General features: G+C 74.3%; 17 protein-coding genes, 4 tRNA genes and 1 pseudogene. 15 read left to right on the top strand and 7 right to left on the bottom strand.

Annotated features, from left to right (window positions below; all coding sequences use genetic code 11):
• Positions 1-50: 50 nt before the first annotated feature.
• The 13 genes from ACZ38L_RS06700 to ACZ38L_RS06640 all read left to right on the top strand — a co-directional run bounded on the left by ACZ38L_RS06700 (position 51) and on the right by ACZ38L_RS06640 (position 16,931).
• Positions 51-254: a ferredoxin gene (locus ACZ38L_RS06700; RefSeq protein ID WP_465689884.1), complete on the top strand. Its 204-nt coding sequence runs from the start codon at positions 51-53 to the stop codon at positions 252-254.
• Complete coding sequence (locus ACZ38L_RS06695; protein ID WP_465689882.1) at positions 251-1,456, top strand: cytochrome P450; 1,206 nt, start codon at positions 251-253, stop codon at positions 1,454-1,456. Before ACZ38L_RS06700 ends, ACZ38L_RS06695 begins: the two co-directional genes overlap by 4 nt.
• Before the next feature lie 351 nt (positions 1,457-1,807).
• Positions 1,808-3,001 carry an argininosuccinate synthase gene (locus ACZ38L_RS06690; RefSeq protein ID WP_465689880.1) on the top strand — a complete coding sequence of 398 codons (1,194 nt, stop codon included), beginning with the start codon at positions 1,808-1,810 and terminating at the stop codon, positions 2,999-3,001.
• A 112-nt stretch (positions 3,002-3,113) separates the two neighbouring features.
• The gene (argH, locus tag ACZ38L_RS06685) at positions 3,114-4,541 is read left to right on the top strand and encodes an argininosuccinate lyase (RefSeq protein WP_465689878.1); all 1,428 of its coding nucleotides are present in this window, start codon (positions 3,114-3,116) and stop codon (positions 4,539-4,541) included.
• A gap of 304 nt (positions 4,542-4,845) precedes the next feature.
• Positions 4,846-5,346, top strand: coding sequence for a GNAT family N-acetyltransferase (locus ACZ38L_RS06680; protein ID WP_465689876.1), 501 nt, complete (start codon positions 4,846-4,848; stop codon positions 5,344-5,346).
• 440 nt (positions 5,347-5,786) lie between these two features.
• On the top strand, positions 5,787-6,869 hold the full coding sequence (locus ACZ38L_RS06675; RefSeq protein WP_465689874.1) for a methionine ABC transporter ATP-binding protein: 1,083 nt from the start codon (positions 5,787-5,789) through the stop codon (positions 6,867-6,869).
• Positions 6,866-7,594: a methionine ABC transporter permease gene (locus ACZ38L_RS06670; RefSeq protein ID WP_465689872.1), complete on the top strand. Its 729-nt coding sequence runs from the start codon at positions 6,866-6,868 to the stop codon at positions 7,592-7,594. The genes ACZ38L_RS06675 and ACZ38L_RS06670 overlap by 4 nt, the downstream gene beginning before the upstream one ends.
• 71 nt (positions 7,595-7,665) lie before the next feature.
• Positions 7,666-8,493 carry a MetQ/NlpA family ABC transporter substrate-binding protein gene (locus tag ACZ38L_RS06665; RefSeq protein ID WP_465689870.1) on the top strand — a complete coding sequence of 276 codons (828 nt, stop codon included), beginning with the start codon at positions 7,666-7,668 and terminating at the stop codon, positions 8,491-8,493.
• A gap of 143 nt (positions 8,494-8,636) precedes the next feature.
• Positions 8,637-9,272, top strand: a complete 636-nt coding sequence (locus tag ACZ38L_RS06660; RefSeq protein ID WP_465689868.1) for a GNAT family N-acetyltransferase — start codon at positions 8,637-8,639, stop codon at positions 9,270-9,272.
• A 189-nt stretch (positions 9,273-9,461) separates the two neighbouring features.
• Positions 9,462-10,682, top strand: coding sequence for a precorrin-6y C5,15-methyltransferase (decarboxylating) subunit CbiE (gene cbiE, locus ACZ38L_RS06655; RefSeq protein ID WP_465689866.1), 1,221 nt, complete (start codon positions 9,462-9,464; stop codon positions 10,680-10,682).
• 441 nt (positions 10,683-11,123) lie between these two features.
• A complete protein-coding gene (cobT, locus tag ACZ38L_RS06650) occupies positions 11,124-14,708 on the top strand; it encodes a nicotinate-nucleotide--dimethylbenzimidazole phosphoribosyltransferase (protein WP_465689864.1) in 3,585 nt (1,194 codons plus the stop codon).
• Positions 14,709-14,851: 143 nt separating this feature from the next.
• Positions 14,852-16,105 (top strand): uroporphyrinogen-III C-methyltransferase, encoded by a 1,254-nt coding sequence (cobA, locus tag ACZ38L_RS06645; protein ID WP_465689862.1) that lies wholly within the window; start codon positions 14,852-14,854, stop codon positions 16,103-16,105.
• Positions 16,106-16,124: 19 nt separating this feature from the next.
• Positions 16,125-16,931, top strand: coding sequence for a TrmH family RNA methyltransferase (locus ACZ38L_RS06640; RefSeq protein ID WP_465689860.1), 807 nt, complete (start codon positions 16,125-16,127; stop codon positions 16,929-16,931).
• Here ACZ38L_RS06640 and ACZ38L_RS06635 read toward each other — a convergent pair.
• The 3 genes and pseudogenes from ACZ38L_RS06635 to ACZ38L_RS06625 form a co-directional block, all read right to left on the bottom strand.
• Positions 16,918-17,889 (bottom strand): hypothetical protein, encoded by a 972-nt coding sequence (locus ACZ38L_RS06635; RefSeq protein WP_465689858.1) that lies wholly within the window; start codon positions 17,887-17,889, stop codon positions 16,918-16,920. The two genes, ACZ38L_RS06640 and ACZ38L_RS06635, sit on opposite strands and share 14 nt — an antisense overlap.
• A gap of 87 nt (positions 17,890-17,976) precedes the next feature.
• Entirely contained in the window at positions 17,977-18,507 is a 531-nt protein-coding gene (cpt, locus tag ACZ38L_RS06630) for a chloramphenicol phosphotransferase CPT (protein WP_465689856.1), read from the bottom strand.
• 681 nt (positions 18,508-19,188) lie between these two features.
• Positions 19,189-20,472 (bottom strand): annotated as a pseudogene (locus ACZ38L_RS06625) (serine/threonine-protein kinase); the annotation flags it as partial.
• Positions 20,473-20,961: 489 nt separating this feature from the next.
• On the opposite strand from ACZ38L_RS06625, the gene ACZ38L_RS06620 reads away from it, so the two are divergent.
• Entirely contained in the window at positions 20,962-21,171 is a 210-nt protein-coding gene (locus tag ACZ38L_RS06620; RefSeq protein ID WP_396561997.1) for a hypothetical protein, read from the top strand.
• Positions 21,172-21,408: 237 nt separating this feature from the next.
• Here the strand turns inward: ACZ38L_RS06620 and ACZ38L_RS06615 are convergent.
• The 4 genes from ACZ38L_RS06615 to ACZ38L_RS06600 all read right to left on the bottom strand — a co-directional run bounded on the left by ACZ38L_RS06615 (position 21,409) and on the right by ACZ38L_RS06600 (position 21,851).
• Positions 21,409-21,480: transfer RNA gene (locus ACZ38L_RS06615), tRNA-Val, on the bottom strand.
• A gap of 71 nt (positions 21,481-21,551) precedes the next feature.
• A tRNA-Val gene (locus ACZ38L_RS06610) sits at positions 21,552-21,623 on the bottom strand.
• A gap of 31 nt (positions 21,624-21,654) precedes the next feature.
• A tRNA-Cys gene (locus ACZ38L_RS06605) sits at positions 21,655-21,728 on the bottom strand.
• A gap of 50 nt (positions 21,729-21,778) precedes the next feature.
• A tRNA-Gly gene (locus tag ACZ38L_RS06600) sits at positions 21,779-21,851 on the bottom strand.
• 339 nt (positions 21,852-22,190) lie between these two features.
• Between ACZ38L_RS06600 and ACZ38L_RS06595 the strand changes: the two genes are divergently transcribed.
• Positions 22,191-23,219 carry a chorismate-binding protein gene (locus ACZ38L_RS06595; protein ID WP_465690009.1) on the top strand — a complete coding sequence of 343 codons (1,029 nt, stop codon included), beginning with the start codon at positions 22,191-22,193 and terminating at the stop codon, positions 23,217-23,219.
• The last annotated feature ends 16 nt before the right edge of the window (positions 23,220-23,235 follow it).

Genomic DNA, 23,235 nt, shown 5'->3' with positions numbered 1-23,235 from the left:
GTTGGTTGCCCGGGGCAACCGACCCCTTCGCGCCCATCGAGGTCCCGCCCATGCACGTGACTGTTGACCAGGACCGCTGCTGCAGCTCAGGGCAGTGCGTACTGACCGCCCCCGCGGTCTTCGACCAGAACGAGGACGAAGGCCTCGTCGAACTGCTCCAGACCGACCCCGCCGAGCCCCTCCACGACCAGGTGAGACTCGCCGCCACGCTCTGCCCGGCCGGCGCCATCACGGTGCGGGAGGACGCGTCATGACCACCGACACCCCCGACCTGTCCGCCCTCCCCGAGCTGCGGATCCCCGCGCCGCACAACAGCGGCTGCCCGTTCGACCCGTCGCCCAGCTACCAGGAGCTGGCGCCCGCCAGCCGGGTCAGCCTCTGGGACGGCAGCCAGTGCTGGCTGCTGACCGGCTACCCGCAGGTCCGCGCGGTGCTGACGGACCGCCGGTTCAGCGCGGACGCCCGCCACCCCAACTTCCCGTTCGTCACCCCGGGCCGCCGGGAGCTGGTCGGCGAGCAGCCCAACTTCCTGCGGCTGGACGACCCCGAGCACTCCCGGCTGCGCCGGATGCTCACCACCGACTTCCTGGTCAAGAAGGTCGAGGCGATGCGCCCCGACATCCAGCGGATCGTCGACCGGGCCCTGGACGCCATGATCGAGCACGGCTCGCCCGCCGACCTGGTCGCCGAGTTCGCCCTGCCCGTGCCCTCGCTGGTGATCTGCGACCTGCTCGGCGTGCCGTACGCGGATCACGACTTCTTCCAGCAGCAGAGCCGCCTGCTGCTGAACAGCGAGGTGCCCACCGAGACCGTCAAGGCGGCGCTGGACGCCCTCACCGACTACCTGACCGAGCTGGCCGCGAGCAAGCGGTGCGCGCCGGACGGCATCCTGGCCCGGCTGGCCGCCCGGGACGACCTCACCGCGGACGAGGTCGCCTCCAACGGCCTGCTGCTGCTGATCGCCGGCCACGAGACGACCGCCAACATGACCTCGCTCTCCACCCTGGCGCTGCTGCGCGAGCCCGCGCAGCTCGAGCGGCTGCGCGCGGAACCGACGCTGATCCGCGGGGCGGTCGAGGAACTGCTGCGTTACCTCTCCATCGTGCGGTCGGGGCTGCCCCGGATCGCCCTGGAGGACGTCGAGCTGCCGGGCGGGGTGACGGTCCGCGCCGGTGAGGGCGTGGTCTGCATGATCGCCACCGCCAACCGCGACGAGGCGCTGTTCCCGGCCGGCGGCGAGCTGGACGTCGAGCGCGACGCCCGCCGGCACCTGGCCTTCGGCTTCGGCGTCCACCAGTGCCTCGGCCAGCCGCTGGCCCGGGCCGAGCTCCAGATCGCGCTGGAGACCCTGCTCCGCCGGCTGCCGACGTTGCGCCTGGCGGTCCCGTTCGAGGAGGTTCCCTTCCGCACCGAGATGCTGATCTACGGCGTCCGGGAGCTCCCCGTCGCCTGGTGAGCCCCACCCGGTTCCCCGGCCGCCGGCCCCCGCCGCCGGCTCCCGCCGCCGGCCCCCGCCGCCGGCTCCCGCCGCCGGCCCCCGCCGCCGGCCCGGCCCCCGGCCCCCGGCCCCCGCCCCCGGTCCCCCGCCGGGGACGGGGGCCGGCCCGCTGTCCGCGGCGGGAGGCCGGGCCGTCGCGCGGCGAACCGCCCCGGCGACCGCCGCGACTGCTACATCTTGAAACCTGCTGTGCCCTGACGCTGTTACGGCTTTGAATTTCATACGGAGTCGTGCATACTTATGCCCATCAGTGCATGGGGCCTCGCTCCCACGCCCGTCCTGTTCGTACCGTGATGTAAGGAGAAAGCCGTGACCGAGCGCGTCGTACTCGCCTACTCGGGCGGTCTGGACACGTCCGTCTGCATCGGCTGGATCGCCGAGGAGACCGGCGCCGAGGTCATCGCCGTCGCGGTCGACGTCGGCCAGGGCGGCGAGGACCTGGACGTGATCCGCCAGCGCGCGCTGGACTGTGGCGCGGTCGAGGCCGAAGTGGCCGACGCCCGCAGCGAGTTCGCCGACGAGTACTGCCTGCCGGCGGTCAAGGCCAACGCGCTCTACCAGGGCCAGTACCCGCTGGTCTCGGCGCTCTCCCGGCCGGTGATCGTCAAGCACCTGGTGGCCGCCGCGCAGAAGCACGGCGCCAGCACCGTCGCGCACGGCTGCACCGGCAAGGGCAACGACCAGGTCCGCTTCGAGGTCGGCATCAACTCGCTGGCCCCCGGCCTGAAGTGCATCGCCCCGGTGCGCGACTACGCGATGACCCGGGACAAGGCGATCGCCTTCGCCGAGACCAAGGGTCTGCCGATCGCCACCACCAAGAAGTCGCCGTACTCGATCGACCAGAACGTCTTCGGGCGGGCCGTCGAGACCGGCTTCCTGGAGGACATCTGGAACGCGCCGATCGAGGACGTCTACGAGTACACCCAGAACCCGGCCACCCCGCGCGAGGCCGACGAGGTGGTCATCACCTTCGAGGCGGGTGTCCCGGTCGCCATCGACGGTCGCAAGGTGACCGTGCTGCAGGCGATCGAGGAGCTCAACCAGCGGGCCGGCGCCCAGGGCGTCGGGCGGCTCGACATGGTCGAGGACCGACTGGTCGGCATCAAGTCCCGGGAGATCTACGAGGCTCCGGGTGCGATCGCCCTGATCACCGCGCACCAGGCGCTGGAGAACGTCACCGTCGAGCGCGAACTCGCGCGCTACAAGCGGCAGGTCGAGCAGCGCTGGGCCGAACTCGTCTACGACGGCCTGTGGTTCTCGCCGCTCAAGCGGGCGCTGGACGGCTTCGTCGACGAGGCCAACCAGCACGTCTCCGGCGAGATCCGGATGGTGCTGCACGGCGGGCGGGCGGTGGTCAACGGCCGCAAGTCCGACCAGTCGCTGTACGACTTCAACCTGGCCACCTACGACACCGGCGACACCTTCGACCAGTCGATGTCCAAGGGCTTCATCGAGATCTTCGGGATGTCCTCGAAGCTCGCCGCCCGGCGCGACCTGGCCTGAAGCACCCTCCGAGCCACCCTTCCGGAGCCCCGGTCGGCCACCCCCCGCCGGCCGGGGCTCGCCCCTCACCTCCAGACACCTCAACTCCCGTACACCGCAAGGAGAGCCCGCGATGCCGTCCGCCGACCAGCCCGCCGACGTCCGTCTCTGGGGCGCCCGCTTCGCCGCCGGCCCGTCCGAGGCGTTGGCCAGGCTCTCCGCCTCGGTCCACTTCGACTGGCGCCTCGCCCCCTACGACATCGCCGGTTCCAGGGCGCACGCCCGGGTGCTGCACCGCGCCGGACTGCTGACCGAGGCCGAACTCACCGCCATGCTCGCCGGGTTGGACCAGCTGCTGGCCGACACCGAGTCCGGCGCCTTCACCGGCACGATCGCCGACGAGGACGTCCACACCGCCCTGGAGCGCGGCCTGCTGGAGCGGCTCGGTCCGGAGCTGGGCGGCAAGCTGCGGGCCGGTCGGTCCCGCAACGACCAGATCGCCACGCTCTTCCGGATGTACCTGCGCGACCACGCCCGGATCATCGGCGGCCTCCTGCTCGACCTCCAGCAGGCCCTGGTCGGGCTCGCCGAGGCGCACCCGGACACCGCCATGCCGGGCCGCACCCACCTGCAGCACGCCCAGCCCGTGCTCTTCGCCCATCACGTGCTGGCCCACGTCCAGGCACTCGGCCGGGACGCCGAGCGGTTGCGCCAGTGGGACACCCGGACCGCCGTCTCCCCGTACGGCTCCGGCGCGCTGGCCGGCTCCTCGCTCGGCCTGGACCCGCAGGCGGTCGCCGCCGACCTGGGCTTCGAGGGCGGCTCGGTGGCCAACTCGATCGACGGCACGGCCTCGCGCGACTTCGTCGCGGAGTTCGCCTTCGTCACCGCGATGATCGGGATCAACCTCTCCCGGATCGCCGAGGAGGTGATCATCTGGAACACCAAGGAGTTCGGCTTCATCACCCTGCACGACGCCTACTCCACCGGTTCCTCGATCATGCCGCAGAAGAAGAACCCGGACATCGCCGAGCTGGCCCGGGGCAAGTCCGGCCGGCTGATCGGCAACCTGACCGGCCTGCTGGCCACCCTCAAGGCGCTGCCGCTCGCCTACAACCGCGACCTGCAGGAGGACAAGGAGCCGGTCTTCGACTCCTGCGACACCCTGGAGGTCCTGCTGCCGGCCTTCACCGGCATGATGGCCACCCTCACCGTGCACCGCGAGCGGCTGGAGGAGCTGGCGCCGGCCGGCTTCTCGCTGGCCACCGACATCGCCGAGTGGCTGGTCAAGCGCGGGGTGCCGTTCCGCGTCGCGCACGAGGTCGCCGGGGCCTGCGTCAAGGCCTGTGAGAGCCAGGGCATCGAGCTCTGGGAGCTGACCGACCAGCAGTTCGCCCTGATCTCCGACCAGCTGACCCCCGAGGTCCGCGAGGTGCTCAGCGTGCCCGGCGCGATCGCGGCCCGGGACGGGCGCGGCGGCACGGCGCCCAGCGCGGTCGCCGCCCAGCTGGCCGAGGTGAAGGCCGACCTGGCGCTCCAGCAGGACTGGGTCAACCGGTAGTACGGATCCCGAAGGGGCCCGGCGGCGAGGGACGCTGCCGGGCCCCTGCGCCTTCGGACAGCTGAGTGATTTCCGACACGCGGGAAGGCCAGCTGGTTGAGAACGGGCGACGTCTGGGTAGAGCGCTGGCGAACGTATCTCCGTACCGTGCCGTGGCACCCGTGCGCGTTCGCGCGGTACGGGCTGGTACGTTCTAGCGCTACCCCGGCCAGGACCGATCCCCGGCCGGGCAGACCTCCGGCTGGGCAACCGGTGCGAAACCCTCACTGCGCGCGCCGGTATCGACGATGGGAGGCCCCCGCACATGGGCATGAGCGTGATCACCTCGGTGGCGACCGAGGACGATGCCGAACAGATCCTCAAACTCCAGTACCTCGCCTACCAGGGCGAGGCCGAGCTCTACGGCGACTGGTCGATCGAGCCGCTCACCCAGACCCTGGAGAGCCTGCGCGCGGAGCTGGCCGAGCGTCATGTGCTGGTGGCCCGGCTCGGGTCCGAGGTGGTCGGCTCGGTGCGCGGCTGGGTCGACGAGGACGGCGTAGGCCGGATAAGCCGCCTGGTGGTCCACCCCCGGATGCAGCGGCACGGCCTCGGCGGCCGGTTGCTGACGGCGGTCGAGGAGCGGCTGCTGGCCGAGCACCCGGTGCGCGCCTTCCGGCTCTCCACCGGTCACCGCAGTCTCGGCAACCTGCGCCTCTACGCCCGCCAGGGCTACCGGCAGACCGAGGTCCGCCCGGTCAACCGGATGCTCAGCCACGTCACGCTGGAGAAGCCGGTCGAGGTGCCTCTCGCGACGGCGGTCTAGACCTCCCAGCAGCTCCTGACCCCGCCACCGCAAAGCCGCGGTGGCGGGGTTGTCGCGTTTTCACCCCTTGTGCCGCAAGGGTCGTGTCCGGGATCCGGACATCGGTTCCTGTTTTCTGGGACACCTGGCGGTCATCTGTTTTACTTCTCCGTATGACTGCGACGACGAAGACCACCGCCACCGGCACCATGCCGGCAGGTGTGCGTGGCATGTGTTGTCGAATGTGTCACCGCTGACCGGGCCATCGCCCCGCGGGCCGCTGCCCGTCCCCGTGCCCCGATCCGGCCCCCGGCGCTGAGCCGCCACCGGCCATCCCGCCATCCGGCACCGATCGAGGCCGACCTCCCCGCACGACCCTCCCGCCGCCCCGGCGCGGCGTCGCACGTCCACGCCGTGACCCGGCCCGCGTGCTCCACCGCCCCCGACCCACGGAAGCAGCTGTGATCACCACCAAGGCCCTCACCAAGGTCTACCGATCCCAAGGCCGCGAGGTGACCGCCCTCGACGGCGTCGACCTCTCCGTCCGCGAGGGCGAGGTGTACGGCGTCGTCGGGACCAGTGGCGCCGGCAAGAGCACCCTGATCCGTTGCGTCAACATGCTGGAGCGCCCGACCTCCGGCACGGTCACCGTGGACGGCGTCGACCTCACCGCGCTGCCCGGCAGCGAGCACCGGGCCGGAGGCGAGCTGCGCGCGGCCCGCCGCCGGATCGGCATGGTCTTCCAGCACTTCAACCTGCTCTCCTCGCGCACCGTGCAGGAGAACGTCGAACTGCCGCTGGAGATCACCGGCCTGGACCGGCACGAGCGCCGCCGCAAGGCCGCCGAACTGCTCGACCTGGTCGGCCTCGGTGACAAGGCCCGCAGCTACCCCGGCCAGCTCTCCGGCGGCCAGAAGCAGCGCGTCGGCATCGCCCGCGCGCTGGCCGGCGATCCCAGGGTGCTGCTCTCCGACGAGGCCACCTCGGCCCTCGACCCGGAGACCACCCGCTCGATCCTCCGACTGCTGCGCGACCTCAACCAGCAGCTGGGTCTGACCGTGCTGCTGATCACCCACGAGATGGACGTCATCAAGTCGGTCTGCGACTCCGCGGCCCTGATGCGCGGCGGCCGGATCGTCGAGGCCGGCACGCTCACCGACCTGCTCGCCGCCGAGGGCTCCGAGCTGGCCCGCGAGCTCTTCCCGCTCGGCGCCCCCGGCGCGGCTTCGCCCGGCAGCACCGTGCTGGAGATCACCTTCCAGGGCGAGAGCTCGGCGCAGCCGTTCGTCAGCCAGCTGGCCCGGACCTACCAGATCGACATCAACATCCTGGGCGCCGCGGTGGAGACCATCGGCGGCCGGCTGGTCGGCCGGATGCGGGTCGAGCTGCCCGGGGGCCACCAGGACAACGTGGTGCCGATCGGCCACCTGCGCGCGCAGGGCCTGCAGGTGGACGTCCTCAACACCAACCTCGACACCAACCTCGACACGAACCTCGACTCGGGCCTCAACCCGGGCCTCAACCCGAACGGAGCGGCGGTATGACCTGGGACGACATGCAGCCGCTGCTCTGGCAGGCGACCCAGGAGACCTACCAGATGGTCGGCATCGCCACCCTGGTCACCCTGCTGCTCGGCCTGCCACTGGGCCTCCTGCTGGTGCTCACCGAGAAGGGCGGGCTGCTGCAGAACCGGCCGGTCAACAAGGTGGTCGGCGCGATCGTCAACGTCGGCCGCTCGCTGCCCTTCGTGATCCTGCTGGTCGCGCTGATCCCGTTCACCCGCTGGGTGGTCGGCACCACGATCGGCTGGCAGGCGGCCACCGTGCCGCTGGCGGTCGGCGCCATCCCGTTCTTCGCCCGGCTGGTGGAGAGCGCCGTGCGCGGCGTGGACAAGGGCCTGGTCGAGGCCGTCCACGCGATGGGCGGCGGCACCTGGGCGGTGGTCCGCAAGGCACTGCTGCCCGAGGCGCTGCCGGCCCTGGTCTCCGCGCTCACCACCACCGTGATCGCGCTGGTCGGCTACTCGGCGATGGCCGGCACGGTCGGTGGCGGCGGCCTCGGCAACCTCGCCATCACCTACGGCTACATGCGCTTCGAGACCTCCTTCATGGTGGTCATCGTGATCGAGCTGGTGATCCTGGTCACTCTGGTCCAGCTGCTCGGCGACCTCGTCGTCCGCAGGCTGTCGCGTCGCGGCGCCCCCACCGGACGGTGGGCGCGAGCGCGCCGCGCCGACGCTGAGGCACCCACCGCCGCCCCGGCCGGCTGAGACCCCCCTGAACCACCGCCCCGGAACCCGGGTGCGGTCGTAACAACCGACAACGGAGAAAGGCACTTTTCGTGCGTACCGTCCTGAAGTCCACCGCAGCCCTCGCCACCGCCGGCCTCGCGCTCTCCCTCGCGGCCTGCTCGTCCAGCTCCCCCGGCTCCACCGACAGCGCCGACAAGCCGCTGGTGGTGGTCGCCAGCCCGACCCCGCACGCCCAGATCCTCGACTACATCAAGGACAACCTGGCGGCCAAGGTCGGCCTGAAGCTGACGGTCAAGGAGGTCTCGGACTACACCCTGCCGAACCTCGCCGTGCAGGACGGCTCCGCGGACGCCAACTTCTTCCAGCACGTCCCCTACCTGGACGACTTCAACAAGACCCACGGCACCGACATCGTGCCGGTCGAAGCGGTCCACCTGGAGCCGCTCGGCGTCTACTCCAAGAAGGTCAAGAAGGTCACCGACCTGCCCCGGGGCGCCCAGATCGCGGTGCCCAACGACGCCACCAACGAGGGCCGGGCGCTCAAGCTTCTCGCCGACAACCAGGTGATCACCCTCAAGGCCGGCGTCGGCACCGGCGCCACCATCCAGGACATCACCGGCAACCCGAAGAACCTCAAGTTCAAGGAGCTGGACGCGGCCCAGCTGCCGCGCGCGCTGGACGACGTGGACGCCGCCGTGATCAACGGCAACTACGCGGTCGGCGCCGGCCTCAAGCCCGCCACCGACGCGATCCTGCTGGAGTCGGCGGTCAACAACCCGTACGCCAACGTGCTCGCCGTGAAGAAGGGCCACGAGAACGACCCGCGGGTGCAGAAGCTGGCCCAGCTGCTCCACTCCGACGAGGTCAAGCAGTACATCGAGAAGAACTTCCAGGGCGCGGTGATCCCGGCCTTCTGAGCCGCGGACAGCCGCCCGACGGGCCCGGCCGCCACGCGCGGCCGGGCCCGTCGCGTTCCCCCGGCTGACGCTCCGTCGACCCGCGGCACCACCGGGCGCACGCGGGGCGTACCGTGGGTCCACGACCCGCGAGGAGAGACGGTATGCAGGCGAGTTTCCCCGAGACCGCGATCAGCACCGAACGGCTGCTGCTGCGCCCCCTGGAGGAGGGCGACGCGCCCGGGCTGACCGCCATGATGGCCGACGAGCTGGTCCTGGCCTGGACGGACATCCCGCAGCCCTACACCCTCCAGCACGCCCAGCGCTGGATCCGGCACGGCGCCCCCGCGCTGCGCGCCGAGGGCCGCGGCATCGCCTTCGGGGTCGTCGAGCACCTGACCCAGCGCCTGGTCGGCACGCTCCGGCTGCACCGCACCGACTGGCGGCTGCGCAGCACCGAGGTCAGCGGCACCACCGCGCCCTGGGCCCGCGGCGAGGGCTACGCGGTCGAGTCGCTGCTCGGGGTGGCCCAGTGGCTCTTCGAGGACCGCGGCTTCCACCGGCTGGAGCTGCGCACCGCGGCCGGCGACACCGCGGCCCAGCAGGTCGCCCAGAAGGCCGGCGGGATCAGCGAGGGCGTCCTGCGCAGCGCCTGGATAGTGCGGACGGGCGAGGCCGGCACACCGGGCGACGAGAGCCGCAGCGACCTGATCCTGTGGAGTCTGCTCCCCGAGGACCTCGACCCGGCCGGTGTCGCGATCCGACATCCGACGACGGACCGTTTCGTCCTGCACGACTGATCTTCGTCCCGATGTCCGGCCCGGGTCGACGACACCGGGTAACCTCTGCACCTGGGCGGAGGGCCGCGCCGCGGGGGTGGAGTCACCCCCCGCGCCCGCGACCGTCCGGCCGCATTCCAGGGCCCGGCTCCGCGCACCGTCGCGCGCCACGGCCGAGTCGTGCGCGGGAACCGAGGGAGAACAGCCGCGATGGCGGACCGGATCACGGTCATCGGGTGGGACGGCACGCCGCTGACCGAGGCGGCCGGCGCGGCACTCGCCGCCGCCACCCTGGTCGCAGGGGCGCCGTACCAGCTCAACGCACTGCCGGTGCCGGCCGCCGCCGAGCGGATCGCACTGGGCAGCGTCGAACTGGCGGCCCGTCGCATCGCCGAGCACCGCGGCGCGGTGGTGGTGGTCGCCGAGGGGGACCCGGGCTTCTTCGGCGTGGTCCGCACTCTGCGCCGACCCGAGTACGGCCTGGAGCTGGAGGTGCTGCCGGCGGTCTCCTCGGTCGCCGCGGCGTTCGCCCGGGCCGGCATGCCCTGGGAGGACGCCCAGGTGGTCAGCACGCACGGCGGGCGGCTGCGCCGGGCCGCCAACGTCTGCCGGGCGCACAGCAAGGTCGCGGTGCTCACCAGCCCGGACGCCGGGCCCAGCGAGCTGGCCCTGATGCTGCGCGGGGTGCACCGGACCTTCGTGGTCTGCGAGGCGCTCGGCACCCCGGACGAGGACGTCCACGTGCTGACCTCGGAGCGGGTCGCCGACCACAACTGGCGCGAGCCGAACGTGGTGCTGGTGATCGGCGGCGCCGCCCAGCCGCGGGCGATGGACGCCCCCTCCGGCTGGCTGGCCGGACGGCCGGTCGGCTACCCCGGGGACGAGCGCGGCTGGGGGCTGCCCGCCGACGCGTACGACGGCGAGGCCGCCGACGAGCTGTCCGCCGAGACCCGGGCGGTGGTGCTGGCCCGGCTCGGCCCGAGCCCGGGTGACCTGGTGTGGAGCGTGGGTTCCGGCAGCGGGGCGCTCGCGGTGGAGACCGCGCGGTTCGGCGCGGCGGTGGTCGCCGTCGAGGCGGACGCGGCGGCCTGCGCGCGGATCACGGTCAACGCGCGCCGCTACGGGGTCGAGCTGGAGACCGTGCACGGCACCGCGCCGGAGGTGCTGGGCGGGTTGCCGGAGCCGGACGCGGTGGTGGTCGAGCACGGCGGGGGAGCGGTGGTGGCGGGCGTGCTGACCCGTCGTCCGGCCCGGCTGGTGGCGGTGGCCGGCAACCTCGCCGAGGCCGAGGAGATCCGCACGGTCGCACTGGCGGCGGGTTACCAGGTGGAGGGCGCACTGCTGCAGTCCACGCCCCTGCGGTCCCACGGTGCGCTGTCCCTCGGCACGGGGGAGAGCAGCCTGGTGCTCTGGGCCGAGCCCAGCTCGTAGCAATTGAGGATGATTCGGGCATCGGTTCGATGGGCTGTCGGTCGGGGCCGGTAGTCTGACGGTCCGCCCACTCCCCGGGGATCCCGGGGCGGCGGCCCGTCCGACGTGGTGCAACGCACATCCGCGTGGGAGCGTGGGCATTCGACTGACACGCACCGGACCGGGAGAATGTGCCCGGGCCCGGGGGCGGTCGTGCCGGTTGCCCCGGGCTGTCGTTAGTTCAGGTGACGGTGTGCGGTGTGGTCGGCCCCTCGGGGGCGGATGACACCGGCACCGGGTGCCGTGAACCAGCCGGGCGGGACCACGGACGTCGCGCGCCCGCGCGACGCCCGTCAGTTGTTTCAGGGGCGGGCCGGTCCCGGGCCCGCCCGGAACGGGCGGTGCGCCTCGGTCGGCGATCGGGTCGCCAAGGACGCGGAAGCGGCCGGAAGGAGTGTTGAGATGACCGACGGCGGTCACGTCCCCAGCGAGGGACTGCCGGAGCACCTGCTCCCCGAGACCGGGAACGATCCGGCGCAGGGAGGTGGCGGGTGGGGCACCGACCTCGTCGGCCAGGCCGTGCCCGCGGGCAGCCCGCACCCCGGCTACACCTTCCTCGACCAGCCGGACCGGCCCGACCACCTCGACGACGAGGACGACGTGCTGCTGATGCCCGGTCCGCAGGGCTCCTGGACCGAGGCCGCCACGCCGGTCGTGCCGCTCACCGAGGCGCTCGGGGCGCAGGGCGGGGCCGGGTTCCCGGTCGCGCCGGCCGTTGCGCAGCCGCCGGCCGGTCGGCCGGTCACGCCGAGCTTCCCCACCCCGGCCGCCCCCGTGCCGGTGGCCCCGGTCGAGGCCGTCCCGGTCATCGCCGAGCCGCCCGCCGTCGAGTCGACCGTGGCGCTGTTCACCGTGGCCGACCCGGCCGAGCAGGCCCCGGCCGGCACGCCCGTCGAGCCGTCCTGGCCGCCGCTCGCTCCGTCGGTCGCCGCGCCCGGTGAGGCCGCCGCGGCGCCCGCGCCGGCCGGTGAGGCCGCTGCCGCCCAGCCGGTGCCGCCGGCGGCCGTGGAGCCGCAGCCGGTCCAGGCCGCCGTGCCGCAGCCCACGACGCCGCAGGAGGCCGCGCCGCAGCCGGCCCGCCGGCCGCTGCACGCGGGGCCGCCGATCCCGGACCCGTCGCTGATGACCGGTCAGGTGCCGGTCCGCTCGCTGGCCGACCGCGGCCCGTCCGGGCCGGGCGGTACCCCGCCGCACGGCGTCCAGGTCCAGCCGGCCGTCGTCCCCACGCCGGCCACGCCGGTGGCCTTGGAGCCCGTGGTGCTCCCGGCCCAGGCCACCGCTCCGACGACGGACGAGGCGCCCGCCGTCGTGGACGCCGACCAGCAGCCGCCGGCCGCCGTGGCGGGTGCCCCCGCCGTCGCGGATGCCGCCGCTGCCGCGGCCGCATCCGCTGCCCCGGCTCCGGCTCCGGCCGCGGTGGAGGCCGCCGCCGAACCGGCGCCGGTGGTGCTGCCCGGCCAGCCGCGCCGGATCGCCGCCTTCCTGGCCGCGCCCGCGCCGCTCGGTCTGACCGTCACCGATCCCCTGACGACCGGCGAGGCCCAGCCGCAGCCGGCCGCCGCGCCGGCCGAGGCCGCCATCGCGCCCGTCGCCGAGCCGGCGGGCGTGGAGCCCGTGGCCCAGGTGCCCGTCGTCGAGGCCGCGCCCGTCGAGGTACCCGTCGCCGAGGCCCCGTCCGCCGAGCCCGCCGTCACCGAGGCGCCTGTCGTCGTCGAGGTCCCCGCCGTCGTCGAGGTCCCCGTCGCCGAGGCCGCCCCTGTCGAGGCCCCCGCCGTCGAGACCCAGGCGGTCGAGCCCCCGGCCCCCGAGGGCCCCGGGATAGCGCCCACCGTCCCCGAGGCCGCCGCGCCGGCGCCTGCCGAGCAGGCGCCTGCGGAGACCGCCGCCGGCACCGGTGTGATGCCCTCGGCGACCGCCGTCTCCGAAGCCCCGGCCGAGCCGGCCGTCGAGGCCCCCGCCCAGCCCGAGCCGGTGGCCGCCGAGGAGACGCCCGCCGCAGAGCAGGGCACCGAGTCCGCGGCCGAGGCCGCGTCCGTCGAGGTCCCCGAAGCCGAGCCGGCCGCCGAGGCCGACGCCCTCGCCGAACCGACGGCCGAACCGACGGTCGAGCCGGTCGCCGAGGCCGTCGAGACCCCCGACGCCGCCCCCCAGTCCCCGCAGCCCGCCGAGCCGGCTGAGCCCGCGGAGCAGGCCGAGCCCGCCGAGGTTCCGGAGGCTCCCGAGACCCCGCGCCCCCCGGCCGCCGCAGGTTACGACGAGGCCATGCGGGACGCCGTCCACCAGGTCATCCGCGAGCGCCGCGACATCCGCAACGGCTTCCGCCCCGACCCGGTCCCGCACGAGGTGCTGCTCCGCGTCCTGGAGGCCGCCCACACCGCCCCCAGCGTCGGCTACTCGCAGCCCTGGGACTTCGTGGTGATCCGCTCCTCCGAGACCCGCCGCAAGATGCACGAACTGGCCGAGCGCCAGCGCGAGGCCTACGCGGACTCGCTCCCCAAGGGCCGGGCGAAGCAGTTCAAGGAAATCAAGATCGAGGCGATCCTCGACACCCCGGTCAACATCGTGGTCACCGCCGACCGCACCCGCGGCGGCCGGCACACCCTGGGCCGGCACACCCAGCCGCAGATGGCCCCCTACTCGGCCGCGCTGGCGGTGGAGAACCTCTGGCTGGCCGCCCGTGCCGAGGGCCTGGGCGTCGGCTGGGTGAGCTTCTTCGACGAGGAGGAGATGGTCCGCGAGCTCGGTCTGCCCGAGCACCTGGAGGTGGTCGCCTACCTCTGCGTCGGCTACGTCGACTCGTTCCCGGACGAGCCCGAGCTGCAGCAGCAGGGCTGGGCCAAGAAGCGCCCGCTCTCCTGGGTGGTCCACGAGGAGCAGTACGGCAACCGCGCGCTGCCCGGCGAGGAGCCGCACAGCGTGCTCTCCGAGGCCCTGCGCACCATCCGCCCGTTGGACGCCAAGGCGCTCGGCGAGGCCTGGGACCGCCAGAAGCGGATGACCAAGCCCGCCGGCTCGCTCGGCATGCTGGAGATCATCTCCGCGCAGCTCTGCGGCCTGGGCCGGAAGTGCCCGCCGCCGATCCCCGAGCCCGCCTGCGTGGCGATCTTCGCCGGCGACCACGGCGTGCACGCCCAGGGCGTCACCCCCTGGCCGCAGGAGGTCACCGCCCAGATGGTGGCCAACTTCCTGGCCGGGGGAGCGGTGGTCAACTCCTTCGCCGCGCAGGTCGGTGCCGAGGTCTGCGTGGTGGACGTCGGCGTCAAGGCCGAGCTGCCGGACGCCATCCAGCAGGGCCGGACCACCGGCCTGCTGCCGCGCAAGGTCAAGCCGGGCACCGACGACATGACCCAGGGCCCGGCGATGTCCCGCGAGGAGGCGCTCAAGGCGCTGGAGATCGGCATCGAGACCGCCCGCGACCTGGTCGCGGCCGGCAACCGGATCCTGGTCACCGGCGACATGGGCATCGCCAACACCACCGCCTCGGCCGCCCTGATCGCGGTCTTCGCGGGCGCCGACCCGGCCGAGGTCACCGGCCGCGGCACCGGCATCGACGACCAGACGCACGCCCGCAAGGTCGAGGTGGTCCGCCAGGCGCTGGAGCTGCACCAGCCCGACCCGGCCGATCCGATCGGTGTGCTCGCCGCCGTCGGCGGCCTGGAGCACGCGGCCATCGCCGGCTTCCTGCTGGGCGCCGCCAGCCTGCGCACCCCGGTGATCCTGGACGGCGTGATCGCCGGCTCGGCCGCGCTGGCCGCCAAGGCCATCGCGCCCGAGGTGCTGGCCGCCTGCATCGCCGGCCACCGCTCGGCCGAGCCCGGCCACCAGGCCGCGCTCGCCAAGCTCGGCCTGCGTCCGCTGATCGACCTGGACCTGCGGCTCGGCGAGGGGACCGGCGCCCTGCTGGCCCTCCCGCTGGTGCAGAGTGCCGCCCGGGCGATGCACGATGTAGCCACCTTCGATTCCGCCGGCGTCACCGAGAAGGCCTGAGGGCCCGGAGGTGGACCCGCGCCGGACCACCTCCAGGCCCTGAGCCCGTTCGCTGGTCCCGCGGTACCCGGCCCGAGGGCGCGCCGGGTACCGCGGGCCGCGCCGTACCCGAAACCCTCCCCGCCCTCCAGGAGAGTCCGCCGATGAGCGCGCCCAACCCCCACCCCAGCACCGAGGGCCGCACGGCCTACCCCGTCGGCCTGCTGCTGGCCGGCCGCCGGGTCGTCGTGGTCGGCGGCGGGCAGGTGGCCCAGCGCCGGCTGCCCGCGCTGATAGCCGCCGGTGCCCGGGTCGAGCTGGTCTCCCCGAGCACCACCCCCGCCGTGCAGGCGATGGCCGACGCGGGCGAGATCGTCTGGCACCGGCGCGGCTACGCCGAGGGCGACCTCGCCGAGGCCTGGTACGTCCTGGTCGCCACTGACGACCACCTCGTCAACCAGGCGGTCAGCGCCGAGGCCGAGCGGCTGCGGGTGTTCTGCGCCCGTAGCGACGACGCCGCGGCCGCCACCGCCTGGACCCCGGCCACCGGCCACGACGCCGGCACCACGGTCGCCGTCCTCACCGGCGACCCGCGGCACTCCGCCGCGCTGCGCACCGCCATCGTCGAGGGGCTGCGGGACGGCAGCCTGAGCGCCCGTCACGACCGCACCCGGGCCGCCGGGGTGGCCCTGGTCGGCGGCGGCCCCGGCGACCCGGACCTGATCACCGTGCGCGGCCGCCGGTTGCTCGCCGACGCCGACGTGGTGGTCGCCGACCGGCTCGCTCCGCGCGAGCTGCTCGCCGAGCTGCCCCCGCACGTCGAGGTGATCGACGCCTCCAAGATCCCCTATGGCCGTCAGATGGCCCAGGAGGCGATCAACCAGGCGCTGATCGACCATGCCAGGGCGGGCAGGTTCGTGGTCCGGCTCAAGGGCGGCGACCCCTACGTCTACGGGCGTGGCGGCGAGGAGCTGCTGGCCTGTGCCGAGGCGGGCATCCCGGTCACCGTGGTGCCCGGCATCTCCAGCTCGATCAGCGTGCCGGCCGCGGCCGGCATCCCGGTCACCCACCGCGGGATGACCCAGGAGTTCACCGTGATCTCCGGCCACGTCGCCCCCGAGGACCCGCGCTCGCTGGTCGACTGGGAGGGTGCCGCCCGGATGCGCGGCACCCTGGTGCTGCTGATGGCGGTCGAGCGGATCGGCGCGATCGCCGCCAAGCTGGTCGCCTGCGGCCGGTCCGCCGACACGGCCGTCGCCGTGATCCAGGAGGGCACCACGGCGGGCCAGCGCCGGGTCGACGCCACCCTCGGCACGGTCGCCGCCACGGTCGCCGCCGAGGGGGTGCGCCCGCCGGCCGTGATCGTGATCGGCGAGGTCGTGCACGTCCTCGACCCCGCCACCCGCCCCACCGCCTGAGCGAGAGCAAGTACCTGCCATGGCCGAGCCCGTCCTGATCACCGACCCCGCCGACCCCCGGCTGGCCGACTACACCGGCCTGACCGACGTCGAGCTGCGCCGCCGCCGGGAGCCCGCCGAGGGCCTCTTCATCGCCGAGGGGGAGAAGGTGATCCGGCGCGCCCTGGCCGCCGGCTACCCGATGCGGTCGATGCTGCTCACCCCCAAGTGGCTGGAGGTCATGGCGGACGTGATCGCCGCCGCGGACGCCCCGGTGCACGTGGTCGAGCCGGCCCTCGCCGAGGCGGTGACCGGCTACCACGTGCACCGCGGCGCGCTCGCCTCGATGGCCCGCAAGCCGCTGCCGGCCGCCGCCGACCTGCTGGCCGGGGCCCGCCGGGTGGCCGTGCTGGAGGGGCTGGTGGACCACACCAACCTGGGGGCGATCTTCCGCAGCGCGGCCGCGCTCGGCATGGACGCGGTGCTGCTCTCGCCGGACTGCGCCGACCCGCTCTACCGGCGGGCCGTCAAGGTCTCGATGGGCGCGGTCTTCGCGGTGCCCTACGCCCGGCTCGACCCGTGGCCGGGCGCGCTGGACACACTGCGCGGGGCCGGCTTCCGGCTGCTCGCGCTGACCCCGGCCGAGGGCTCGGTCGAGCTCGCCGAGGCCGCCCCGCACCGGCTGTCCCGGGCCGCGCTGATGCTCGGTGCCGAGGGCGACGGCCTGACCACCCGCGCGCTGGCCGCCGCCGACCAGCGGGTCCGGATCCCGATGGCGCACGGCATCGACTCGCTGAACGTCGGCGCCGCCGCGGCGGTCGCCTTCTACGCCGTCAACGCGGGCTGATTCGGCCGTTCCGCCAGGCCTCCCAGGCCGCCAGCCAGCGCGCCCGTGACTGGTCCAGCTCCGGGGCGGCGTCACCGAGCGCCGCCCGTCGGGTCCAGTGGCGTTCCCACGCCTGCTGCGCGGCCCGGCTGGCGACCCGCTCGCCCAGCGCCCCGTGCCGCAGCGTCTCCTCGATCGCGGCGGCCCGCAGCCCGGCGTCCGCGGCGAACCAGGGCGCGTCCCGGCGCAGCCGGGTCAGCTGGCCGACCAGCGAGGCCAGCAGCGCCTCGGCCCGTTCGGCGTCGCAGCCGGCCGCCCGCGCCTGCTCGGCCACCGCCCTCCGCCACAGCGCCCGCTGCGCCTCGCCGGCCGCCGGCTCGCCCGGCAGGTGACTCTCCAGCAGCGCCCGGACCGCCGCGATGCCGGTCACCGGCACCGGCTCCGACTGGGCCCGTCGCCCGGCCGCGTACCGCTCCCGCAGCGCCTCCCGCTCGGCGACGTACGGCCCGAGGTCCGGCACCACCCCGATCCGCACCCGCTCCGGCGCCAGCCCGCGGCCGACCACGGTCACCCGCTGCCCGTCGGCCGTCAGCCGCAGCGCCCAGACGCCGTCGAGCCGGCACAGCTCGCCGCCGTCCGGCAGGGTCGTGAAGCTCGGCTTCCCGGCGGTCGGCCCGGCCTCCGCCTCGGCCGCCAGCGCCGCGAGCAGCGCCGCCCGGACGTCCTCGGGCTGCGCGGCGCTGCCCGGTGGTCCGGTCCGTACGGTCACCAGCGGTCCGTCCGGCGCGTCCCGGTCGCCGTGCACCAGCTGGACGGACTGCCAGGCCTCGCCCTCGCGGCCGAACTCGGCGAGGAACGTCGGGGTGAGCACGGGCTCGCGCAGCCCGTGGATCGGGAACGGCGGATGCTCCGCGAACCCGGCCAGCATGGCGAAGTACTGTTCCAGGAGCCGTGGGTCACCACCCGCTACGTGCTTCATGCGGGCAGTCTGGCACCGCGTCGCCCGCTGGGAAGGGTCAAGTGGCGTGATTTGAGCTTTCCTTGATGATTGATCAGAAATGATCGATCAGACCTGGTCAGCGATCATTCGCGCGCACTCCAGTGCCTCGGCCTGGGTGGTGTCCACCCACAGGTCGTACCGCACGCCCTGGTGGACCAGCTCGGCCTGCCGGCGCGCCATCCCCGGCACCCGGTCGCCGCGGGCGAGTTCGCGGCCCTCGGCGACCGCGGGCTCGCAGCGCACGCCCACCCAGAGCACCTCCAGCCCGCTCAGCGCCTCCCGCCAGCGGGCCTGGGACGCCGGGCCGCCGAGGAACACCTCGTCCACCACGATCCGGGCGCCGGCCCGGGCCATCGCCGCGATCCCCTGGCTCCAGGCCACGTCCAGCGCCCGGAAGGCCGGACCGGTGTCGACCCCTCCCTCCGGTCCGAAGGAGATCCCCGAGTCGCCCCGCCGCAGCGAAGCCGGCAGCGCCGCCACCAGGGTGTCCGTGCCGAGGGTCAGCCACGGGTCGGGCAGCACCGCCTGCAGGCAGCGCGCGATCCCCGACTTGCCGGAGCTGGACGCGCCGTTGAGCATGATCACCTGAGTCGTCACCGCGTCACCCTAGCCAGCCCGGCGGCCGCCGGCGAGCGGAATTCAGCCGCCGACCGTGCCGCCGGCGCTCCCGGCGCTCCCGGTGCCGCCGGAGATCCCGGCGCCCGGCCAGGACTCCTCCAGCGAGCCGTCCGGCCGGACCGCGTAGCGGGTGGTGGACACCGCGCCGGTCTGGGTCACCCGCTCCTCGCGCACCAGCGCGCCCTCCTCCAACCGCCAGCTCGCCGCCGCCTGCGGATCCGCCGCCGACGAGCGCCCGGTCAGCAGCACCGGCGAGCCGTCCGGTCCGGAGCCGAAGAGCTCCACCAGATCGACCGGCATCGACCCCTCGGTCCGCCGCAGCACCACCACGGTCGCCGCCGTGCCCCGGTAGCGGGCCGGCAGCCTGGCGGCCAGGGTGACCGGGGCGCCGTCCCCCGTGCTGTGGCCGCCGTGCAGCTGGATCCGCGGGCCGCCGGCGGGGTCGGGGTAGTTGCGGTCGGCCCAGTTCACGGTGGCCGCCACGGCGTTGGCCGGCCCGAGGCCGGACCCCGCGGCGCCGGTGCTCTGACCGGTCAGCGCGGCCGCCTCGGCGGGCTGCTGACCGGCCGGGCCGGCGTCGGCGGAGAGCCCGATGGCCGGCGCGCCCGTGCCGCTCGGCGTGCCGGCCGGGACGGGCGCCAGGCCCTGCGCGTGGCGGTTCTCGCAGCCCTGGGCGGTGGCGATGGCCAGCGCCACCCCGACGGTCACCACGATGAAGACCACCAGGCGCTGGCGCAGCAGCCGTCGCCGGGCCTCGCCGGACCGGCCCGGCGGCGGGGTGTGCTGTCGCTCCCGACCGGCGCCGCGGGCCCGGACCGGGCGCTCCTCCGCGGCCGGCCAGGGCATCGGCGTGGCCGGCGGCTGGCCGGGGCCGCCCGGCCGGCGCGGCGGCCCGGGGTGGCCGGGGCCCCGCACCGCCTCGCGGCCCTGCTCGACCCGGGGGCGCCCGGCCATCCGTCCGGGTGTGCCCGGCCGCCCGGCGACCCGCAGCCGCCCGCCGTGCCCGGCCTCCTGCGCCTCCTCCTCACGGGCCGCGACGCCCTCGGCCTCGCGCACCGGCGGATGGCCGGGCGGCTCGGCCGGCGCCGGGGGCGGCACCGCCGTGGCGCGCCCGCGCGGCCCGGGAGCCCGCGCGGCCAGCTCGCTGAGCCGCTCGTGCAGATGGGTGGCGGCGGGCCGGTCCAGTGGCTCCTTGGCCAGGCAGGCCCGGATCAGTGGCGCCAGCGGGGCGGGCACCTCGGAGAGGTCGGGCTCCTCGTGCACGACCCGGTAGAGCATCACCTCCGACGAGGCGCCGGACCCGAACGGGGTGTCACCGGTCAGCGCGTAGGCCAGCGTGGCACCGAACGCGAACACGTCGGTGGCCGGCGTCACCGCCACGCCGCGGACCTGCTCGGGTGCCAGGAAGCCCGGCGAGCCCACCGCCGTCCCGACGTGGGTCAGCGTGCTGGCCCCGCGCGACCAGGCGATCCCGAAGTCGATGATCCGCGGGCCCTTGGGGGAGAGCAGGATGTTGGAGGGCTTCAGGTCGCGGTGCACCACCCCGGCCTCGTGCACCTTGACCAGGCCGTCCGCCAGCGCGGCGCCGATCCGCGCCGCCTCCGGCCAGGGCAGCGGCCCCTCGTCGCCGACCTTCTTGTACAGCGAGGGGCCGGGGACGTACGCGGTGGCCAGCCAGGGGCGGTCGGCCTCGATGTCCGAGCCCACCACCCGGGCCGTGCAGCCGCCGCGGATCCGCGAGGCGGCGGCGATCTCGCGGGCGAACCGGGTGCGGAACTCCGGGTCCTCGGCCAGCTCGGCCCGGATCAGCTTGAGCGCGACCCGCTGCCCCCGACGGTCGGAGCCCAGGTAGACCACGCCCATCCCGCCCGCGCCGAGCCGCCGGTGCAACCGGTACGGGCCGACGATGCGGGGGTCCTCACGCCTCAGCCGCATCATCGCCATGTCGTTCCCCGTCGACCCGTGAGGTGGGCAACCCGTGAGGTGGCCCCGCGTGGTGGGGCGTCGTCAGATTCCTGCCGGGCACAGCTTACGGACTGTCGGCTGCGGTGTGCTGATACGCAACACGCGAACCGCCGGTGGGATTGTCCGATCTGCTCGTCCCCGGCCCGGGTGACCGGCACCCTGCCACCGACCCCCTCCCTCCAGGGTCGCACAGCGGGACCGGGCCACTCGCCGCCCGGGTGCCTCGGGGTCGCTCTCAGGGTTCCCTCGGGGGTGCGTACGACCCGGCCTCCACCTGCGGTAGTAGTCCGCCGCCCCATCCTCATACTCCCGGACCGTCCGGGAACCGTACGCGGGCATGACGCCGGGTGGCACCCCCGGGCCCTAACTTTGAGGCAGCGGTGGGCGGGCTACTCGTCCCCCGAGTTCAACCGCCCACCGCGGCAGCCCTTCCAGCCGACCGACCGAGACCAGCACAGGAGCGGGATCATGGCACTGCAGCTCTCCGGGGCCGTCCGGCGGCGGCTGCCACTCGTCGAGCGGCTGACCGGGGCCCGGCGTCCGGCGCGCGAGCAGCGCCACCCGGTCGTCGCCGTGGCGATCGCCCTGCCCTGTGCCGTCGCCCTGCTGCTGCTCTTCGGCGGCTGGGAACAGATGCTCGCGCAGACCAGGGCGGTGGCCCAGTTGATCGGGCGCTGACCCCAGGGGACGGGGTTCGGCGCCGGCCGACGGCGGGTGTTCCCGCGCACCTCGCAGGACGGGTGAGCGCGCGGGTACCACCTGCCGCGGTCTAGGTGAATGCCGTGCTCGTGACACCGGTGAGGGTGTCCCGGGCACGGCATTCACGCATCCGGCCACGGTCCCAACCACCCTGCCCCGCAAGCCCGGACAGCACGAAGGGCCGCCGTCACAGGGACGGCGGCCCTTCCTCTTCGGTGCGCGATACTGGGATCGAACCAGTGACCCCTACCGTGTCAAGGTAGTGCTCTCCCGCTGAGCTAATCGCGCCGGTCCGGTACGGATACCGGTCTGGCAGGTGGCGGCACCGAAGTGCCACCGAAGGCCCCGGAGGACCTGGGTGCGCGATACTGGGATCGAACCAGTGACCCCTACCGTGTCAAGGTAGTGCTCTCCCGCTGAGCTAATCGCGCGGGAAGACCCCCGGTCAGGCCGGGGGACCTCTGGAGGTGGAGACGGGATTTGAACCCGTGTACACGGCTTTGCAGGCCGTTGCCTCGCCTCTCGGCCACTCCACCAGGCAACTTCTGAACCATATCAGGAAGAACGATCATGCTGTCCTTCACCGAGCGGACGACGAGATTCGAACTCGCGACCCTCACCTTGGCAAGGTGATGCTCTACCAACTGAGCCACGTCCGCCTGTCTTCCGTTTCACTTCCCCGCTTTCCTCAGCGGCTCCGTGTCCCGGCGACGTGTTGAACTTTAGCGGAAACTACGGCCAGCTCAAATTCCGTATCCGCAGGGCGGTGGCAGCGGCCTCCCGGCCACCGGCTCGGCCACCGGCTCCGGTCCGGTCCGCCACTCGCCGGCATCGCCGCACGTCAGCCGCCCGAGCCCGGGCCGAAGCCGGTGCCGACCTAGACTTCGAGCACCGCAGAACGCAGCCCACCGGCGGGCCCCACCCTGCCCGGCGTGGCCCGTGATCACCGCAGGAGAACCGTGCCCGCCCCCCGCATCCCCGTCCACCCCGACCAGCCGATGGCCCGTTTCGCCGGCCGGCTCGCCACCGGCCTGTGCGAGGTGACCTCCGACCCGGCGGCCCTGGAGAGCGAGGGCTGGTGGGCGGTGGTCCACGACTTCGAGGGCCGGCTCACCTGCGCCCGGTTCGCCGACGTCGGCCCCGACCCGGCTCCCGCCCGCTCCGCGGACGGCTGGCGCGGCCCGCGCTCCTCCGCCTGGCGCAGCTCGCTCGGGCACGACGCCTACACCGCCGGCGTGCGCCGGATCCGTGAGCACATCGCGGCCGGCGAGGTGTACCAGGCCAACCTCTGCCGGGTGATGACCGCGCCGCTGCCCGATCCGGACCCGGCCCACAGCGACATCGACGCGCTGGCCGGCCTGCTCGCCCTCGGCAACCCCGCCCCCTTCGCGGGCACCCTGCGGCTGCCCACCCACGGCATCGAGATCGCCACCGCCTCCCCCGAGCTCTACCTGCGCCGGGACGGCCGGACGGTCGCCTCCGGCCCGATCAAGGGCACCGGCCGCACCGAGCACGACCTGCTGGAGAAGGACCACGCCGAGAACGTGATGATCGTCGACCTGGTCCGCAACGACCTCGGCCGTGCCTGCGCCACCGGTAGCATCACCGTCCCCGACCTGTGCGCGGTGGAGAAGCATCCCGGCCTGGTCCACCTGGTCTCCGTGGTCCAGGGCGTCCTCCGGGACGACGCGGGCTGGCCCGAGCTGTTCGACGCCACCTTCCCGCCCGGCTCGGTCACCGGCGCCCCCAAGTCCAGCGCGCTGCGCATTATCGGCGCGCTGGAGACCGCCCCGCGCGGCCCCTACTGCGGCGCCGTCGGCTGGGTCGACGCCGACCGCGGCCAGGCCGAACTCGCGGTCGGCATCCGGACGTTCTGGATCGATCGGAGTACTGCGGCGGCTCCCGTGCTGCACTTCGGCACCGGCGCCGGGATCACCTGGGGCTCCGACCCGGAACGCGAGTGGGACGAGACCGAACTCAAGGCCGCCCGGCTGGTCGCGATAGCGTCGGGAGAGCACCCGGAGTAGCCCGCTGCTCCGCGCC

Source organism: Kitasatospora sp. NPDC024654 (assembly GCF_055559155.1).
This window is presented reverse-complemented; position numbering and strand designations above follow the sequence as displayed.

What these genes read in the sequence shown, in the direction of transcription:
- cobA (WP_465689862.1), top strand. Translation starts at nt 14,852, where the DNA reads ATGAGCGCGCCCAACCCCCACCCCAGCACCGAGGGCCGCACGGCCTAC.
- ACZ38L_RS06695 (WP_465689882.1), top strand. Translation starts at nt 251, where the DNA reads ATGACCACCGACACCCCCGACCTGTCCGCCCTCCCCGAGCTGCGGATC.
- cobT (WP_465689864.1), top strand. Translation starts at nt 11,124, where the DNA reads ATGACCGACGGCGGTCACGTCCCCAGCGAGGGACTGCCGGAGCACCTG.
- ACZ38L_RS06640 (WP_465689860.1), top strand. Translation starts at nt 16,125, where the DNA reads ATGGCCGAGCCCGTCCTGATCACCGACCCCGCCGACCCCCGGCTGGCC.
- cbiE (WP_465689866.1), top strand. Translation starts at nt 9,462, where the DNA reads ATGGCGGACCGGATCACGGTCATCGGGTGGGACGGCACGCCGCTGACC.
- ACZ38L_RS06635 (WP_465689858.1), bottom strand. Translation starts at nt 17,889, where the DNA reads ATGAAGCACGTAGCGGGTGGTGACCCACGGCTCCTGGAACAGTACTTC.
- ACZ38L_RS06660 (WP_465689868.1), top strand. Translation starts at nt 8,637, where the DNA reads ATGCAGGCGAGTTTCCCCGAGACCGCGATCAGCACCGAACGGCTGCTG.
- ACZ38L_RS06700 (WP_465689884.1), top strand. Translation starts at nt 51, where the DNA reads ATGCACGTGACTGTTGACCAGGACCGCTGCTGCAGCTCAGGGCAGTGC.
- ACZ38L_RS06595 (WP_465690009.1), top strand. Translation starts at nt 22,191, where the DNA reads ATGGCCCGTTTCGCCGGCCGGCTCGCCACCGGCCTGTGCGAGGTGACC.
- ACZ38L_RS06670 (WP_465689872.1), top strand. Translation starts at nt 6,866, where the DNA reads ATGACCTGGGACGACATGCAGCCGCTGCTCTGGCAGGCGACCCAGGAG.
- ACZ38L_RS06620 (WP_396561997.1), top strand. Translation starts at nt 20,962, where the DNA reads ATGGCACTGCAGCTCTCCGGGGCCGTCCGGCGGCGGCTGCCACTCGTC.
- ACZ38L_RS06680 (WP_465689876.1), top strand. Translation starts at nt 4,846, where the DNA reads ATGGGCATGAGCGTGATCACCTCGGTGGCGACCGAGGACGATGCCGAA.
- argH (WP_465689878.1), top strand. Translation starts at nt 3,114, where the DNA reads ATGCCGTCCGCCGACCAGCCCGCCGACGTCCGTCTCTGGGGCGCCCGC.